Origin of the sequence: Kribbella solani (genome assembly GCF_014205295.1) — a bacterium.
Taxonomy (GTDB): Bacteria; Actinomycetota; Actinomycetes; order Propionibacteriales; family Kribbellaceae; genus Kribbella; species Kribbella solani.
This window is the reverse complement of the sequence record NZ_JACHNF010000001.1, coordinates 5,470,230-5,484,967: the sequence shown is the minus strand read 5'-3', so window position 1 is coordinate 5,484,967 and position 14,738 is coordinate 5,470,230. Positions and strand designations below refer to the sequence as shown.

Genomic DNA, 14,738 nt, shown 5'->3' with positions numbered 1-14,738 from the left:
TGTATGCAACCCGCGGTATTCGGCGCGACCGTCGTCACCGATCGGCCTTCGGACGTCGCCGCCTTCTACACGCAGTACCTGGACCTGCAGGTCGGGATCGACCTCGGCTGGTTCATCACGGTCCGGCGCGGTACGGCCGACTGGGAGCTCGCGGTGTGCGAGCGCGGTCATCCGACCGTCCCGGCGGCGGTGTCGGCGCTGACCGAGAGCACCAACGTCTTCGGCTTCGTCGTCGAGGACGTGGACAAGATCGCCGCCGCCTTGCGCGCCGGCGGCGTCCAGCTGGAGACCGAACCGGTGACCGAGCCGTTCGGCCAGCGGCACTTCTTCGTCCGCGACCCGGCCGGGACCTGGCTGGACGTGATCCAGCTGGTCGAGCCGGACCCGGAATGGGTGGCGGCGAACCTGCAGAGTTAGCGCGTCGGAGCTTGGCGAACGGAGCACGCCCGCTCCGGTCGGCACGAACAGGCTGCTCCGGCTCAGAGCACCAGCAGGACCTTGCCCAGCTGGGTGGACTGTTCGAGGGTCTCGTGTGCCGTCGCCACCTCGGCGAGCGGGAACGTCGAGTGCACGATCGGGCGGACCTTCTTCGCCTCGACCAGCGGCCAGACGTGGCCGACCACCTCGGCGATGATCCGGCCCTTGTCCGCGACCGAGCGGAACCGCAGGCCGGTCGCGATCACCGAACCACGCCGGCTGAGCAGCCGGCCAAGATCCAGCTCGCCCTTCGCCCCGCCCTGCATCCCGATCACGACCAGGCGGCCGTCGTACGCCAGCGACTTCACGTTGTCGGGCAGGTACTTGGCGCCGATGATGTCCAGGATCACGTCCGCGCCCGCGCCGTGGGTGGCCTCGTTCACCACCGACGCCCACTCGGCGTCCTTGTAGTTGATCGCGACGTCCGCGCCGAGCCGCGTACAGAACTCCATCTTCTCCGCGTTGCCGACGGTGGTCAGGACGCGCGCGCCGTGCGCGACGCCCAGCTGGATCGCCATCGTGCCGATCCCGGACGAGCCGCCGTGCACGAGCAGCGTCTCGCCCGCCTTGAGATGCGCGGACATGAACACGTTCGACCAGACCGTCGCGACCACCTCGGGAAGCGCGGCGGCGCTGACCAGATCGACCCCGTCCGGTACCGGCATCACCTGCGGCGCCGGCACGGCGACCTTCTCGGCGTACCCGCCACCGGCCAGCAGGGCGCAGCACTCGTCGCCGACGGACCAGCCTTCGACCTCGGCGCCGACCGCGGCGATCCGGCCGGACACCTCGAGCCCGATCGTGCCGGGAGCACCGGGCGGCGGCGGATAGAAACCCTGCCGCTGCAGCAGGTCGGCACGGTTCACACCCGCCGCGACCACGTCGATGATCACCTCGTCGACGGCCGGTTCCGGGTCCGGGATCTCGCCGATCCCGAGGACGTCGATCCCGCCGGTCCCATCACACACGACAGCTCGCATGCTGCCCAACCTACCCCTCAGCGCGCGACCAGGTCGGCCATGTCCTTCGCGATGCTGTCGAGGTGAGTGGTTTCGCCTATCGAGCTGAACCAGTCCCATAGTTCGAGCGAGTGATACAGCCGGTACAGGTCGATCCGGTCGGTCGGCGTGGGACCGTACCCGTCGGCGAGACCGTCGAGTTTGGCGCGGTTGCCGCGGACCGAGTACTGGATGGTCTTGGCGACATCGATCAGCGGGTCGGCCGCGATCGCGTTCTCGACGTCGATGAACCCGGAGACGCGCCAGGTCTGCGGGTCGACGAGGATGTTGCCTTCGTGGAAGTCGTTGTGACACAGGGATGCGGCGGTGTTGTCCGCGAAGACTTGTTGATGGCGGTCGACGTGTTCCGCGATCTTGATGCCAAGGGACCGGTCACCGCCGAGCTGACTGAACTCATCCAGTTTCTTGGTGAACTGACGTCGCATGTACTGGGCGTTGTCCGGCAGCGGGTCGAGGATGCGGTCGGTCAGGTAGCCGTACTCGGGTTGTTCGATGGTGTGGATACGCTTCAGTAGCGCGCCGAGTTGTGCGTACACGGCTCGCCAGTCGGGTGGGTCGAGCTCGGAGAGCGGTACGCCATCGAGTTTCGTGAGGATGGTGATTCCGTCGGCTACGTGTACGACGTTGGGGATCGCTTGGTGTAGGGCGTGCGCTAGTAGGCCGTACACGTGCACTTCTTTGGACTGCTTCCATCGCCAGTCCGGTGCGTACACCTTGACGATCAGGGGGTCGGCGGACGTGTTCACTTCGTACACGGAGCTCAGCTGGCCGCCGGTGCGTTCTACGACCTCGCCAACCTCGAGCCCGGTCGCGTCCCGGACCAGTTGTCGAACGTCCATGTGTTCGAAGGTAGGGCGTCCGTCCACCGATTTACGGTGCGTCAGGTGTCGAGGTCCGACCAGGTGTCGACGTCGTTGCCGGCCTGGGTGGGCGCGGTCCAGGCAAGCTCAAGCCCCGCGAGCGTACGCCGAACCGACTTGTCGCGCGGATCACCAACCCGCCGAACCGCCTCCACCAGCGAGCCCCGCCGATAAGCAGCCGCCAACCACTGCTCCCGCCCACCCTTGTCCCGCAACCCAAACCCATCCAACTGCCTGACCTCGCCGCGCTCGTGTGGTTCATCGGGCTCGTCGAGGCGTTTGACGAGTGTTGTGATGTCAGTTCGGGTGATCCATGGCAGGTCGCAGCTGACCACCACGACCACCGGCGCCACGCCGTACTCCAGCCCGGCCGCCAGCCCCGCGACCGGCCCGCCGGCGGGCGGCTCCTCAACCGTCCACGCAACCTCGCGGTACGTCGTCCGCACCGCCCCCACCACCACCGTCGACACCGCGTCAGCCGTCGCCATCAACACCCGATCCAGCAACGACACCCCCTCGAGCACCACCATCGCCTTGTCCACCCCGCCGAACCGAACCGACCCACCCCCGGCCAGCACCACCGCATCAAACTCCACCCCCGCAGTCTCCCACCGCCGGCCCGCAGGCGGTTGCCCCCTGAACAAGCGGGTTGCCCCCTGAAATCTCCAGGGGGCAACCCGTCACCTCAGGGGATAACCCCTCAGCAACATCGGGTGAGGTTCAAGTCGCGACTTCTGCGGCACCATGGGGAGATGAGGATTGCCGTGGTGCAGACCGCCAGTAGTTATGACAAGGCCGCCAACCGGGACCTGGTCACCCGTCTGGTCGCCGAGGCCGCCGGCGGGCAGCCCGATCTCGTCGTGCTCCCCGAGGCGATGATGTCGGATTTCGCCGTCGAAGGTGCGTCGGTGGCGGAGGCGGCCGAGCCGTTGGACGGTGAATTCGTGGCGACGCTCCGGAAGGCGGCGATCGAACACGGGGTGGCGATCGTCGCCGGCATGTTCGAGCGCAGTTGCGACGAGCACCGGCCGTACAACACGCTGCTGGCGGTCGGCGCGGACGGTACGCTGCTCGGCGCGTACCGCAAGATCCACCTGTACGACGCGTTCGGCTACAAGGAGTCCGAGCAGCTCACACCGGGAGACGTAGCGCCGGTAGTGATCCAGATCGGTGACCACTCGCTCGGGCTGATGACCTGCTACGACCTGCGCTTCCCCGAGCTCTCCCGCGCACTGATCGACGCCGGAGCCGAGGTGCTCGTCATCCCGGCCGCCTGGGTACGTGGACCGCTCAAGGAGCACCACTGGACCACACTGCTCACCGCACGCGCAGTGGAGAACACCTGCTACGTCGCAGCGGCCGCACAGAACGGCAAGAAGTACTGCGGTCTCAGCCAGGTCATCGACCCGCAGGGCATTGCCGTGGCAGCAGTGGGTGAGTCGGACGGACATGCGTACGCGGATGTCTCGGCTGCGCGGTTGGCGGACGTACGCATGCGCAACCCGTCCCTGCTGAACCGCAGGTACTCAGTCACGCCTAAGTGACCGCTGGCTGACCACTGCGCGGACCGGCTGGTCCGAAAGACTCCCTGAGCAGTTAGCCTCCTGACCGTGGTGGATGGGTTTGATCTGGAGCATCACGGTGACCTCGAGGTCGGCGACGGGCTGATTGACCTCGCGGTCAACGTCCGCGTGGGCACACCGCCCGCGTGGCTGCTCGACGCGATCACAGCGAGCCTGACGGACCTGGCGGCGTACCCGCGCCAGGACGCGGCGCTGGCCGCGGTCGCCCGGCGGCACGACGTCGCAGCGGAGCGGGTACTCCTGACCGCCGGCGCCGCGGAGGCGTTCGTACTGATCGCACGGGCGTTCCGGCCGCGACATCCGGTCGTGGTGCATCCGCAGTTCACGGAGCCGGAGGCAGCGCTGCGCTCGGCCGGGCATCTGGTCGACCGGGTGCTGCTGCGGCCGGACAACGGTTTCGTACTGGACCCGTCCGCCGTACCGTCCGACGCCGACCTGGTCGTGATCGGCAACCCGACCAACCCCACTTCGGTCCTGCACCCGGCCGACGTACTCCGCGAACTGGCTCGCCCGGATCGCATCCTGGTCGTCGACGAGGCATTCATGGACGCCGTACCGGGCGAACCCGAATCGCTTGCCGGCGGCTCCATTCCCGGGCTGGTGGTCGTACGCAGCCTGACCAAGACCTGGGGCCTCGCCGGGCTACGGGTCGGGTACGTCGTCGCGGCCGCGGGTCTGATCGAACAGCTCGCCGCCGTTCAGCCGCACTGGCCGGTGTCCACTCCTGCACTCGCGGCGGCAATTGCCTGCAGCAACGAGCGTGCCGTCGCGGAATCGGCCCAGGCCGCGTTGGACATCGAACGGCAGCGTGCCCATTTGATTGACAGATTGGGTACGACGGGTGGACTGTCGATGTACGGCGTGCCCCGGGCGCCGTTCGTACTGGTGCACGTCGCGGAGGCGCCGCGGTTGCGGGAATCCCTTCGTACACAGGGGTTTGCGGTGCGTCGGGGTGACACGTTCCCGGGTCTCGGGGCGGACTGGTTGCGGATCGCCGTACGCCCGGAGGACGTCACCGACGGGTTCGTGAAAGTGCTGGCGGACCTGTTGCGGTGATACCCGCGGCCCGTTTTGGCGATGCGGCCGAATCGAGTCGGCGCTGTAACGCGCGGAGGGTTTAGCGAACCTCCACTTTGCGCACTAGATGGCCAGGGTGCCCGATGTCTAGGTCCCGGCATCTGACCGGCATCTTCCTGGCCGTTCGCGAAGGGAGCAGCACAATGGGTCTCAACGATGACGACATGAACACCTCCTCATCAGGCACCGAAGGACCAGCCGACGGAGGCGCCACCCCCGGCACCACCGACGGCGGCGCAGACGGTGGAGCTGGTGGCGGCACGGGCAGCGCAGGCGGTGGAGCTGGTGGCGGCGCGGGCGGCGGCGCGAACCAGCCCGGCGGCAACACGTCAGGCGGCTACGGCGACCCATCCGGCTCAGACCAGGGCGCCGACGGCGGCGCGGACGGCGGCGCCGGCGGTGGCGGTGGGGCCGGCGGTGGTGGCGAAGGCCCGGCCGATGGTGGTGCTTCCCAGGGCACCCAGGACGGCGGCGCGGACGGCGGCGCCGGTGGAGGCGGCTCCGCCGGCGGTTCAGGCGACGGCGGGTACGGCGGCTCAGGTGAGTCCGGCGGCGGTTCAAGCGGCGGCTACGGCGGTTCGGGTGATTCCGGGAGCGGTTCAGGCGGCTACGGCGGCGGGTCCGGCGGGTCAGAAGAATCCGGCGGCGGTTCGGGCGGGTCGGGCGGCTCTGGTGGAGCTGGAGATGGTGGCTACGGCGGCTCCGGTGGGTCTGGCGGCTCGGAGCGTGGTTCTGATGATGGGGCAGACGGCGGCGCGGACGGTGGCGCGAGTGGCTCCGCGGGCGGCGGCTCCGGCGGTGGCGGTAACTCCGGAAGCTGGTGAGCACAGTGCCGGACGAGCCTAAGCCCCACCAACCCAACACCCCGGCCCTCCGGCACCCCACCACCCCAACCCCAACCCACCTCACCGAACCAACCACCTCGAGCCCGGAGAACCCAGCAACGCTCCTACACCCGACCAAGCCCACCGACCTGGAGAACGCTGCGACCCTCCTACACCCGACCAAACCCACCGGTCCCGGGAATGCGGCGGGTGGGTGGAGTGGGGTGGGTGGTGTGGCGAGGGATGTGTCTGCGCTTCGGCGGTGTGTGGGTGGGGATGTGGGGGTGTTTGCGGGTAAGTACTGGGGCTTGCGGGCGGTTCTGTTTCGAGCGGGGGATCTGCCCGCGCCGTATGACGACCTGTTCAGTCTCGACGCGGTGGATGAGCTGCTGTCACGGCGTGGTTTGCGTACGCCGTTTGTGCGGATCGCCAAGAACGGTGCGGTTGTCGGTGACAGTGAGTTCACCGGACCAGCTGGTGTGGGGGCTGAGATCGCCGACCAGGTGCGCGACGACAAGGTGGCGGCGCTGTTCGCCAACGGTCACACCGTCGTACTCCAAGCACTGCACCGAACCTGGCCGGCCCTGGTCGACTTCGCCACGCAGCTGTCGGCCGACGCGGGTCATCCGGTGCAGATCAACGCGTACATCACTCCACCAGAGTCACAGGGCTTCTCAGCGCACTACGACGTACACGACGTCTTCGTCCTCCAAATAGCGGGCGAGAAGCACTGGACCGTACACGAGCCGGTTCACGTCGATCCGCTGCGTACTCAGCCATGGACGGACCACGCGCAAGCAGTCGCGGCGGCAGCGCGGGATCGGCCGCCGGTGGTTGACGACGTACTGCGGCCGGGCGACGCGCTGTACGTGCCGCGCGGCTTCCTGCACTCAGCCAAAGCACTGGGCGGAGTCAGCGCGCATCTGACCATCGGGCTGCATACGCTGACCCGCTACCTGCTCGTGCAGGAGCTCGCTGCGCTTGCCGCCAACCAGCCTGCGCTTCGTACGGCGCTGCCGCTCGGTTTCGATCCGGGTGATCCGGAGCAGCTGGCGCAGGTACTCCCGGAGGTGGTTGAGCTGTTCACCAGGGAGATTCAGTCCGCATCACCAGCTGCGCTGGCCGCACGCCTCCGCGTACGCACCTGGACCGGCAACCGCCCAGCACCACTCCGGCCGTTGGCGCATGCCGCGTCCATCGCATCCCTCGCGGTCGGTACGACGGTCCGCTTGCGTCCCGGCCTCCACTGCCGGCTGGTCGCGGGTGACCCGTACGTGCTGCAGCTCCCGGACCGCACTATCACGTTCCCACCGGTGACGGCGGACGCGCTCAAAGCTCTCACCTCGGGCACCGACTGCAAGGTCGGCGAACTACCGGGCCTCGACGACGCGGATCAGCTGGTCCTGGTACGCCGCCTGCTCACCGAAGCGGTCCTTGTCGCCGCCGACCAATGAAGGCTGTGGGGGTACTGATGGGTGGGTTGTCGGTGGGTGGGGTTGTGGGGTGGCGTGGAGCGTGGTGAAGGGCGGTACCGGGCGGAGACCGGGTGTGCTGCTCAGGCCCTTGCGCGGGGGGACTCGTTGGTGGCTACTGCTCCGCCGGCGGCGCGGTGGCTGCTGATCGAGAGCCGGGCCGGTTGGGCGCGGCAGGCGCTCTCGTCGTTGCAGTCGGCAGCTGGGATGGAGCGGTCGCTGGGGGATGAGGTGGGACGCCTCTGCCGCGAGCTCGGGATTCGGCCTGTACTGATCCGACGCTACGGCCGCTACGAGCAGGACGAGCGGCGCGGCCGGGTGGAGCCTCCGCGAGGCGGGCAGGGGCAACGCGGGCAGGGGCAACGCGGGCCGGGGCAGTTGGTGCAGCGGGGGGAGTGGGGGCGGCGGTGGGGGTTGGTGGATTGCCGGGCGGGGCTGCGGGAGGTGCGGTGGGGGGAGTTGGTGGCGGACGAACAGTTGTTGGAGGTGCTTGCCGGGCGAGAGTTGGGGGCCGTCAGCAACGAACCTGTCTACCTTGTGTGTACTCATGGACGTCATGACGCGTGCTGTGCGGTGTGGGGGCGACCGGTCGCGGCAGCGCTCGCCGAGGCCTATCCCCTGAGAACCTGGGAGTGTAGTCACATCGGCGGCGATCGGTTCGCGGCGAACGTCATCACCTTGCCGAACGGGCTGTTCTACGGTCAGGTTTCACCGAATCGAGCCGTCGAGCTGGTCGAGCAGGATGCAGCGGGGGTTGTCGTTCCCGATCTCCTCCGTGGATCAGGGGCGTTCATCCCGCCGGTACAGGCTGCTCAGCACTTCGCGCGCGCCGCCGGGCACGCACCGTACGTCGACAATCTTCTTCCGCGTACCGTCGAGGAACTCCCCGGCAACCGTTGGCGAATCCTCCTCGCATCCACCACCGGCTTGATCTCGGTTGAACTGTCGGCGCACTTCGACACCATCGACGCCCGGCTGACCTGCGCAGGCTCCTCTCCCACTAACCTCCGCCGCTTCGAACTCCACCACCTCACCACTCGATAAGAGACCTCACGGCCACCTCAGCGCGACGGCTTGCGCTGACCGCCGATCGCCGACCGCTGATCAGGCTGGGTCGTCGACCACGCGGTCGTTGTGATGGGCGCCGTAGAAGGCTGATTGGGTTGCCATTACGTCGCGTTGTGACGTGCCGCGTGGCGCGCCGTACACCGTGCCGGGGAAGTCCAGCTCGCGTTGGATCTGCCACAGCTCCTCGTGCCGGTCCGGGGAGAAGAGCTGCGCGGGGTTGCCGGCGGCGATCCATCCGATCGGGAGGATCGTGCCTGCTTCCAGGTGCGAGTTGACGTGCAGCACGCTGTTGATCCGGAGCTCGGCGCCTGCGCCGGCGACGGAACCGGGGAACAACGCGGCGCCCGTGGCGATGAAGACTTCGTCCTCGACCGTGGCGCCGTTCACGTGTGCATGGGGACCTACCAGGACCGCGTCGCCGATCAGCGCCGGATGGCCGGATCGCCCACGTACCAGGGCGTTCTCCATCACCACACTGTTCTCGCCGAGTCTGACCTCACCGTCCTCCGCGGTCAGCACCGCACCGTGCAGGATTCTGCTGCCTTCGCCCAGGACGACGGCGCCGCAGAGCACGGCAGACGGTGCAACGTACGCGGATTCGGGCACGACCGGTTGACGGCCGCGGTGTTCCAGCAGCATTGTCGCTGTCCTCTCGTAGCCTGATCACCTCGCTCCACTTTGTACCCAATGGCGTCTGCGGACTCTCCACGGTGCGACTTCTACAGCGTGCGACTTTCTCCACTGCCCGGGTCCTCACAACCCGGGCGGCGGCGTCCTTCGGGCCGTCCACATCGCAGGTGGGAGGCTCGGTCCGGCAGACGATCCGGGGTGGAGAACCGCGAACTGGGAGCAACATTAGAACAGATGTTCGATCGAACGCAACGCATCCTGACAGGTCAGGAAGATCGGGTCAGATCCGCTCTGCGCTGAGCCGGGGCGAGACCCGGGCCAGGACGTAGATCGTCACGCTCGCCACCAGCGCGAGCAGCGCGAGAACGAGCCACGGCAGCTCGTGGTGCACCTCGAACAGCTGCGCGAAGAACCCCGGCGCAAGCACGCTCGCGAAGGTGAACGAGTACTGCCAGTAGGACAGGTACTTCCCCCGCCCGACCTCCGGTGCGACAGCGGCTGACAGCGCATTGTTCGTCGCCGCATGCAGTACGTCGGCGAACGCATAACAAGCAGTCGCCAGCACGAGCGCCGGTACGACGAGCGCCGCGGCAATGTGCAGTTGCAGTGCCATCAAGAGCGCCCACGCCGCGTACGTGATGCCGGCGACGACCATGACGTTCGTACGCCGCCTTTGCTCGGTGTGCCGTACGACGAGCGTCTGCCCGGTCGCCAGTACCAATGACGTCGCCGCGATCAGTACGCCTACCAGCCACTTCGGTACCGTCAACGCCTCGGTCACATACACGGGTACGCCGACGCCGAGCATCATCGTGCAAAGCGCCAGCAACGTGTTGGCACCGATGAGCGCCAGGAACGGCCTGTCCTTGCGCAGCAGCGGCGCAGGTCCGTTGTCCGGCTTGGTCCGCTCGTGGTGCGACGGGTGCAGCCGAAAGAGCAGGAGGCCGGCGAGGTAGAACGACACCGCGTTCACTGCCATCGCGATCAGGAACGGCGTAGTGCCGCCGACCGCGAGCAACCAGCCCGCAGTCAGCGCGCCGAGCGCGAAGCCTCCGGCCTGCATCATGCCGCCCAGGCCGAACCACTTGTCCCGATCTCCCTCGTCCGCCACGTCCGCGAGCAGGCTGAAGATGGCCGACCAGAACACCCGCTGCCCGGTGGTCATCACCAGCGAGCACAGGAACAACAGCCAGACCGACCGGCCGAAGAAGAGGCCCGTGAACGCCAGTCCCTGAGCAAACTGAGCCGCCACGACTAGATTCCGCGGTCCGACCCGATCGATCACCAGACCGACTACAGCCGGTGCGGCGACCGAGAACAGCGTGGCGACGGTCAGCACCACTCCGGCCGTACCGAGCGGGATGCCGGCGACCTTGGTGAAGAACAGGAGCAGGAGGGGCGCCGCGCAGCCACCACCGAACGAGTCGATGGCTAGACCGGCCAGCAGCGGCACCCGGCCACGTACGTTCGGCAGGCCGAGTGAGGTGGCTGCAGGCATGGCGAAGCGCTTCCAATCGGTGGTGTGGCGGCTGGCGAACCCTAGCAAGCGCTCGCCAGACCATTCCATCCGATTTCAGTCCACAGCCGGCTCCGGGCGTACGGAGACATGCCGGAGCGGCCGCCAGGCGACCAAGGTCATCAACACCATCGCCACGCAGGAGACCGCAAAGGGCGCTGCCAGTCCGAAACGTTGCGCCAGTACGCCGCCCAGCGCGGAGCCGATCGCCGCGCCGCCGACCGACGCCAGTAGGTACGTGCTGTTCACCCGGCCCATCAGGGTCTCTGGAGTAGCCAGCTGACGCGCTGTGGTCGAAACGATGCCCCACACCACTGCATGCACGCCGAAGATGGCCATGGTCGCGCCGGCAACCCAGGGGTTCCTCGTCAGCGCCAGTACGAGGTGAACCGCCGTCTCGATCACCAGACCGGCGCGGAGCAGCGTCAGTGAGCCAACACGCGGCTCCAGGAAGTGGTACACCGGCATACCAAGTACGCCGCCGATCGCACCGACTGAGATGAGCAGACCGAACTGTGTGTCGCTCAACCCGAGCCGCTCACGTGCAAACAGCACCCAGGTCGCGAAGGCAGCGCAGAAGGTGATGTTCATGACCAGGATGGACAGAGCGAGCGTACGTACGCCGGAATGCTGCCAGAGCCAGCGGACGCCCTCCCTGACCTCGTCCCAGAGCGCTGTACGAGCAGACTGAGCTGGCAGCGGCGGACGTACGGTGACGCGCGCGATCAGTGCAGCAGCGGCAGCAAACGTGATGGCGTCGAACACCAGCGGTACACCGGCGCCCGCAGCGAACAGAAGAGCACCTAGCGGCGGTCCACCGAGTTGCTGGAGCACTGTGCCGCTGGCAAAGAGACGCGAGTTCGCCTTGCCCAGGTGGGCTTTCGGTACGGCACTGACGAGCAGTGCGCCGGATGCGTTGTCTGCAAGGGTTTCTGCGGTACCAAGCAGGAACAGCGCGGTGTAGACAGCCCAGAGCGGTGCCGTGCCGAACAGCACGGCGACACCAAGTGCAACCAGGACAGCTGCACGAAAGAGGTCAGCAGCAACGATCATCAGCCGTCGGTCGAGACGGTCGACCAGCGCACCGCTGAACAACGCGAACAGCAGCCAGGGCAGTTGCTGGACGAAAGCCGCCGCACCGACCGCAGCCGGTTCGGTGGTGATGGAGGCGACCAGCAACGGACCTGCGGCGAGCAGCGCCCCGTCGCCGAGGTTGGAGATGATCGCGGCCGGCCAGATCTTGCGGAAGTCCGAGCCGAGCTCGGCCGGAAACGCGAGCGAGCCAAGAGAAGGCATTGGGTGAGAGCTCCTGAACCCCCTCCCCACCTGTTTGCGCACTATGAAGCCGCGAGGACAGCTGGTGAGGGCATGACGGATCAATGGGACACCGGCAGATGCCGGTTCGGCCCGGTCAGCTGACTGTCAGTGCGCTGACCGGACGGTGTCTGCCATGACCTCGAAAGACCGAGACATCGCTACCACCTCCGTCCGTACCCGCGGCGGCCCGTCCGCCACTGCGGAGACCATACAGCCGGTCCCCCGCCCCCGCACCTCACTTCCACCCGACAGCCCTGCGCTATTCTCGACCCTCGGCGGTAACCGCCGGGAGGGCTCGCATAGTGGCCGAGTGCGCTGGTCTTGAAAACCGGTATGGCGGGTGACCGTCATCGTGGGTTCGAATCCCACGCCCTCCGCTCAGAACAGCCGGAAGTACTGCCTGACCTGCGAAAACAGCGGCGAGGGCAGCTTTCCGGGGTGTCCGGCTGTGTCCGGCCACGGCCAGCCAGGCGGGGTCATTTTCGGCTGTCTGCGCCAAATCCATGTCAAAAGCCTGGACCCACTTTGAGACCATCTGGCGATCACCCTGCCCCCATGTTTCAGCCGCTCTCACGCTGGAACATGAGGGGGCTGGTTGGCGGCAGCCGAATCTCGGTGGGACACCTGGGACACGGCCAACGTGGGCTGTCCCAGGCGTTTGTGCAGGTCAGAGGGCACTCTGAGACAGTGGGACACCTGGGACAGTTCCGGCACTGCCCTCGTGAACCCGAGTCATCGGATCGCGGCAGCCAGCTCCGTCATCGTGTCCACTACAACTTCGGCCCCTGCAAGGGCTAGGGCGTCGGCTTTGCCTGGTTTGTTGGCGTAGCCGACCGTGTGCGCGCCGGCCGCGCGACCCGCCTCTACGTCGCTCGTCTGATCGCCAATGAAGACACAAGCCGACGTGCGCACGTCGAGCGCTCTCGCAGCCTTCTCGATGAGGTGCGGGCTTGGCTTCATCAGCGTTGGGTCCGAGGGGTCGCGTCCTTGGATGTGCGCCACCTGCGCCGCAAGGCCGGTTCGGGCCAGATAGCGTGCGACGGATTCGTCGTAGTTGTTGCTCACGATCGCTACCAGCTTCCCGCTGTCGCGGCAGGCCGCTAGCGCCGCGACCGCGCCCGGAGTGGGCAGCGCCGATTCAACCGCAGCCAACTCAGCGGCCTGCAAAGCCCTCTCAAGTTGGGTGGCAAGCCGTGTATCGCCAGCCGTCGCCAGCAGCAACTCATGAGGACCGGCTGCCTTCTGCATTGCCTCGTTCAGATCGTCCGGAACCGCGCCGGCCAACTGCCGAAGCTCGACAGTGATGCGCTGGGCGGGGTAGCCATCGAATACAGAACAAATCGGTCCGTCGAAGTCGAAGAGGACGGCCTCAGCCGAGGCGAATAGCTGTCCGAGTGGATCGATAGTCACAGTTCGCGAACCTGCCCCAACGTGTTCCAAAGGCTGTCGAACCATCGCCGCGCCTGGTCGACGTACTGTGCCCCCGTCGCCTGGTCGTTGTCACCTGTCGAGTGCCGAAAAAGGACAGTGTCCTTGCCGACAGCATCGAATATCGGGACGGAATTTCCGTCAATTTCAACATTGCGTTCTACCACCGGATAGAAGCCGAAGAAGATCTCTTCGTCGTTGAGCGCGTAAAGCTTGAACATCATCGGGATACCCGCGACTACACGCGCTTCCACCTCCACTTTCGGAACAAGCCCCAGCTCTCCGAGTTCGCGAACAGCTTGAGTGATCTCCCCCGCCGATCGGTGCGCAATCCCTGCCTCCCGCTCTCTCACTACGGGGTCGTCTCCGGGGTCAGCCCCGGCACGGGATGGCACAGCGATTGGCTTGTCGAAATCTGGCAGGAGAATCCTGATACTTATCGATTGCGGGGTTAGGCGACCACGACGAATACGATCAATCGGTTCCTCAAGCGCCCCGAGGAGAGTTTCACCGGTGAGTCCGGCAAAGTCGATCCGTACGGCGTCGCGCTCGAACGCCTTCTCAACGCGCGGTCGCAATCCAACTGTCTGATCGGCCTGCTCGCGCACATAAACGCCGCTGCCAACACGAGAGACGATCAGGCCCTCGTCACGCAAGATCCGCAGCGCCTGCTGAATGGTCATTCGGGCGACGCCGTATTGCGTCGCCAGCTCGTTCTGAGACGGGAGCTTCTCCCCCGCCTTCACCTTCTTCGTGAGGATCGCCGCGCGTAGCGCATTGGCGACCTGCTTGAACGGCGGTCGCGGGTCAGACGGATCTAGCTGCTGCTCCATGCCCCCAAGTCTACTAGCTGACTAGGCAGGCTAGGGAGATCTTGCCCAAGGGCTTGACCTGGCTAGCCAGCCTATGTAGATTCCTGCTCATCAGGATCTGGCTAGCCAGCCTAGTCCGACTAGCCAGATCGTGTTTCGATGGACAACCAACGCCACAAACGAGAGCGAGCACATCGTGAGCAACGGAAAGAAGCTTGTGTACCGCAATGGCAAGGCTGAGTACGTCTCCGAGGCGGAGTGGATGCAGTGCATCAGGGCGACTCAGGCGAAGTGGGCGGCGATCAACGCTGCTGAGAAGGCGCTGAAGAAGGCCGTGAAGAAGGAGGCCGCGAAGCAGGCGAAGAAGGTGGCCAAGAAGCGTAGCGGCTGGCTCTGAATCCCTGTGTGTACAAGCGTTCGAACCCACCGGAGGTAGTCATGGCGAGTAAGGACCGTCAGGCGAGCAAGGCCCAGCAGCAGAAGGCGGTTGCGGAGTACAAGAAGGCGCTGAAGGCGCTGCACTCGCACCGCTGTGAGTCCGCTGATGACCCGACGTACTTGAAGCTCAACGGCGCTGCGAGCAAGGCCGCACAGAAGGTGTCGTGGTGGCGTCGCTGACGACGAATCGCCGCACATGAGTGACGCCCCGGCGGTT

General features: G+C 66.7%; 16 protein-coding genes and 1 tRNA gene. 9 read left to right on the top strand and 8 right to left on the bottom strand.

Features of this window, described 5'->3' with window-relative positions:
- Positions 1 to 3 precede the first annotated feature (3 nt).
- Positions 4 to 417: a VOC family protein gene (locus tag HDA44_RS25205; protein ID WP_184838464.1), complete on the top strand. Its 414-nt coding sequence runs from the start codon at positions 4 to 6 to the stop codon at positions 415 to 417.
- 62 nt (positions 418 to 479) lie between these two features.
- Here HDA44_RS25205 and HDA44_RS25200 read toward each other — a convergent pair whose 3' ends face one another.
- Genes HDA44_RS25200 through mobA form a run of 3 tightly spaced genes read right to left on the bottom strand, consistent with a single transcriptional unit; the run spans position 480 to position 2,952 of the window.
- On the bottom strand, positions 480 to 1,457 hold the full coding sequence (locus tag HDA44_RS25200; RefSeq protein ID WP_184838463.1) for an NAD(P)H-quinone oxidoreductase: 978 nt from the start codon (positions 1,455 to 1,457) through the stop codon (positions 480 to 482).
- Positions 1,458 to 1,474: 17 nt separating this feature from the next.
- Positions 1,475 to 2,335 carry a phosphotransferase family protein gene (locus HDA44_RS25195; protein ID WP_184838461.1) on the bottom strand — a complete coding sequence of 287 codons (861 nt, stop codon included), beginning with the start codon at positions 2,333 to 2,335 and terminating at the stop codon, positions 1,475 to 1,477.
- A 41-nt stretch (positions 2,336 to 2,376) separates the two neighbouring features.
- Positions 2,377 to 2,952 carry a molybdenum cofactor guanylyltransferase gene (mobA, locus tag HDA44_RS25190; protein ID WP_337906395.1) on the bottom strand — a complete coding sequence of 192 codons (576 nt, stop codon included), beginning with the start codon at positions 2,950 to 2,952 and terminating at the stop codon, positions 2,377 to 2,379.
- 156 nt (positions 2,953 to 3,108) lie between these two features.
- On the opposite strand from mobA, the gene HDA44_RS25185 reads away from it, so the two are divergent.
- From HDA44_RS25185 to HDA44_RS25165, 5 genes are all read left to right on the top strand, one after another.
- Positions 3,109 to 3,900 carry a carbon-nitrogen hydrolase family protein gene (locus HDA44_RS25185; protein WP_184838457.1) on the top strand — a complete coding sequence of 264 codons (792 nt, stop codon included), beginning with the start codon at positions 3,109 to 3,111 and terminating at the stop codon, positions 3,898 to 3,900.
- Positions 3,901 to 3,966: 66 nt separating this feature from the next.
- Positions 3,967 to 4,995, top strand: coding sequence for an Rv2231c family histidinol phosphate aminotransferase CobC (gene cobC, locus HDA44_RS25180; protein ID WP_337906394.1), 1,029 nt, complete (start codon positions 3,967 to 3,969; stop codon positions 4,993 to 4,995).
- A gap of 104 nt (positions 4,996 to 5,099) precedes the next feature.
- Positions 5,100 to 5,840, top strand: a complete 741-nt coding sequence (locus HDA44_RS25175; protein WP_184838454.1) for a hypothetical protein — start codon at positions 5,100 to 5,102, stop codon at positions 5,838 to 5,840.
- A gap of 284 nt (positions 5,841 to 6,124) precedes the next feature.
- Positions 6,125 to 7,294 carry a cupin domain-containing protein gene (locus HDA44_RS25170; RefSeq protein WP_337906393.1) on the top strand — a complete coding sequence of 390 codons (1,170 nt, stop codon included), beginning with the start codon at positions 6,125 to 6,127 and terminating at the stop codon, positions 7,292 to 7,294.
- 480 nt (positions 7,295 to 7,774) lie between these two features.
- Positions 7,775 to 8,356: a sucrase ferredoxin gene (locus tag HDA44_RS25165; RefSeq protein WP_184838450.1), complete on the top strand. Its 582-nt coding sequence runs from the start codon at positions 7,775 to 7,777 to the stop codon at positions 8,354 to 8,356.
- A 60-nt stretch (positions 8,357 to 8,416) separates the two neighbouring features.
- Here HDA44_RS25165 and HDA44_RS25160 read toward each other — a convergent pair whose 3' ends face one another.
- The 3 genes from HDA44_RS25160 to HDA44_RS25150 form a co-directional block, all read right to left on the bottom strand.
- On the bottom strand, positions 8,417 to 9,019 hold the full coding sequence (locus HDA44_RS25160; RefSeq protein ID WP_184838448.1) for a gamma carbonic anhydrase family protein: 603 nt from the start codon (positions 9,017 to 9,019) through the stop codon (positions 8,417 to 8,419).
- A 271-nt stretch (positions 9,020 to 9,290) separates the two neighbouring features.
- Positions 9,291 to 10,508 carry an MFS transporter gene (locus tag HDA44_RS25155; protein ID WP_184838446.1) on the bottom strand — a complete coding sequence of 406 codons (1,218 nt, stop codon included), beginning with the start codon at positions 10,506 to 10,508 and terminating at the stop codon, positions 9,291 to 9,293.
- Between the two features lie 75 nt (positions 10,509 to 10,583).
- Positions 10,584 to 11,822 (bottom strand): MFS transporter, encoded by a 1,239-nt coding sequence (locus HDA44_RS25150; RefSeq protein WP_184838445.1) that lies wholly within the window; start codon positions 11,820 to 11,822, stop codon positions 10,584 to 10,586.
- A 309-nt stretch (positions 11,823 to 12,131) separates the two neighbouring features.
- On the opposite strand from HDA44_RS25150, the gene HDA44_RS25145 reads away from it, so the two are divergent.
- Positions 12,132 to 12,220 (top strand) — tRNA-Ser (locus HDA44_RS25145).
- Between the two features lie 355 nt (positions 12,221 to 12,575).
- On the opposite strand, the gene HDA44_RS25140 is transcribed toward HDA44_RS25145, so the two are convergent.
- Both HDA44_RS25140 and HDA44_RS25135 read right to left on the bottom strand, forming a co-directional pair.
- Positions 12,576 to 13,253, bottom strand: coding sequence for an HAD family hydrolase (locus HDA44_RS25140; RefSeq protein WP_184838443.1), 678 nt, complete (start codon positions 13,251 to 13,253; stop codon positions 12,576 to 12,578).
- A complete protein-coding gene (locus HDA44_RS25135) occupies positions 13,250 to 14,104 on the bottom strand; it encodes a GntR family transcriptional regulator (RefSeq protein ID WP_184838441.1) in 855 nt (284 codons plus the stop codon). Before HDA44_RS25135 ends, HDA44_RS25140 begins: the two co-directional genes overlap by 4 nt.
- Positions 14,105 to 14,279: 175 nt before the next feature.
- Between HDA44_RS25135 and HDA44_RS25130 the strand changes: the two genes are divergently transcribed.
- Together HDA44_RS25130 and HDA44_RS25125 are read left to right on the top strand one after the other, a co-directional pair.
- Entirely contained in the window at positions 14,280 to 14,480 is a 201-nt protein-coding gene (locus HDA44_RS25130) for a hypothetical protein (RefSeq protein WP_184838042.1), read from the top strand.
- Positions 14,481 to 14,521: 41 nt separating this feature from the next.
- A complete protein-coding gene (locus HDA44_RS25125) occupies positions 14,522 to 14,701 on the top strand; it encodes a hypothetical protein (RefSeq protein WP_184838039.1) in 180 nt (59 codons plus the stop codon).
- Positions 14,702 to 14,738: the final 37 nt, after the last annotated feature.

Coding starts and splice junctions, on each gene's coding strand:
- HDA44_RS25205 (WP_184838464.1), top strand. CDS start 4: ATGCAACCCGCGGTATTCGGCGCGACCGTCGTCACCGATCGGCCTTCG.
- HDA44_RS25200 (WP_184838463.1), bottom strand. CDS start 1,457: ATGCGAGCTGTCGTGTGTGATGGGACCGGCGGGATCGACGTCCTCGGG.
- HDA44_RS25195 (WP_184838461.1), bottom strand. CDS start 2,335: ATGGACGTTCGACAACTGGTCCGGGACGCGACCGGGCTCGAGGTTGGC.
- HDA44_RS25185 (WP_184838457.1), top strand. CDS start 3,109: ATGAGGATTGCCGTGGTGCAGACCGCCAGTAGTTATGACAAGGCCGCC.
- HDA44_RS25175 (WP_184838454.1), top strand. CDS start 5,100: ATGTCTAGGTCCCGGCATCTGACCGGCATCTTCCTGGCCGTTCGCGAA.
- HDA44_RS25160 (WP_184838448.1), bottom strand. CDS start 9,019: ATGCTGCTGGAACACCGCGGCCGTCAACCGGTCGTGCCCGAATCCGCG.
- HDA44_RS25155 (WP_184838446.1), bottom strand. CDS start 10,508: ATGCCTGCAGCCACCTCACTCGGCCTGCCGAACGTACGTGGCCGGGTG.
- HDA44_RS25150 (WP_184838445.1), bottom strand. CDS start 11,822: ATGCCTTCTCTTGGCTCGCTCGCGTTTCCGGCCGAGCTCGGCTCGGAC.
- HDA44_RS25135 (WP_184838441.1), bottom strand. CDS start 14,104: ATGGAGCAGCAGCTAGATCCGTCTGACCCGCGACCGCCGTTCAAGCAG.
- HDA44_RS25125 (WP_184838039.1), top strand. CDS start 14,522: ATGGCGAGTAAGGACCGTCAGGCGAGCAAGGCCCAGCAGCAGAAGGCG.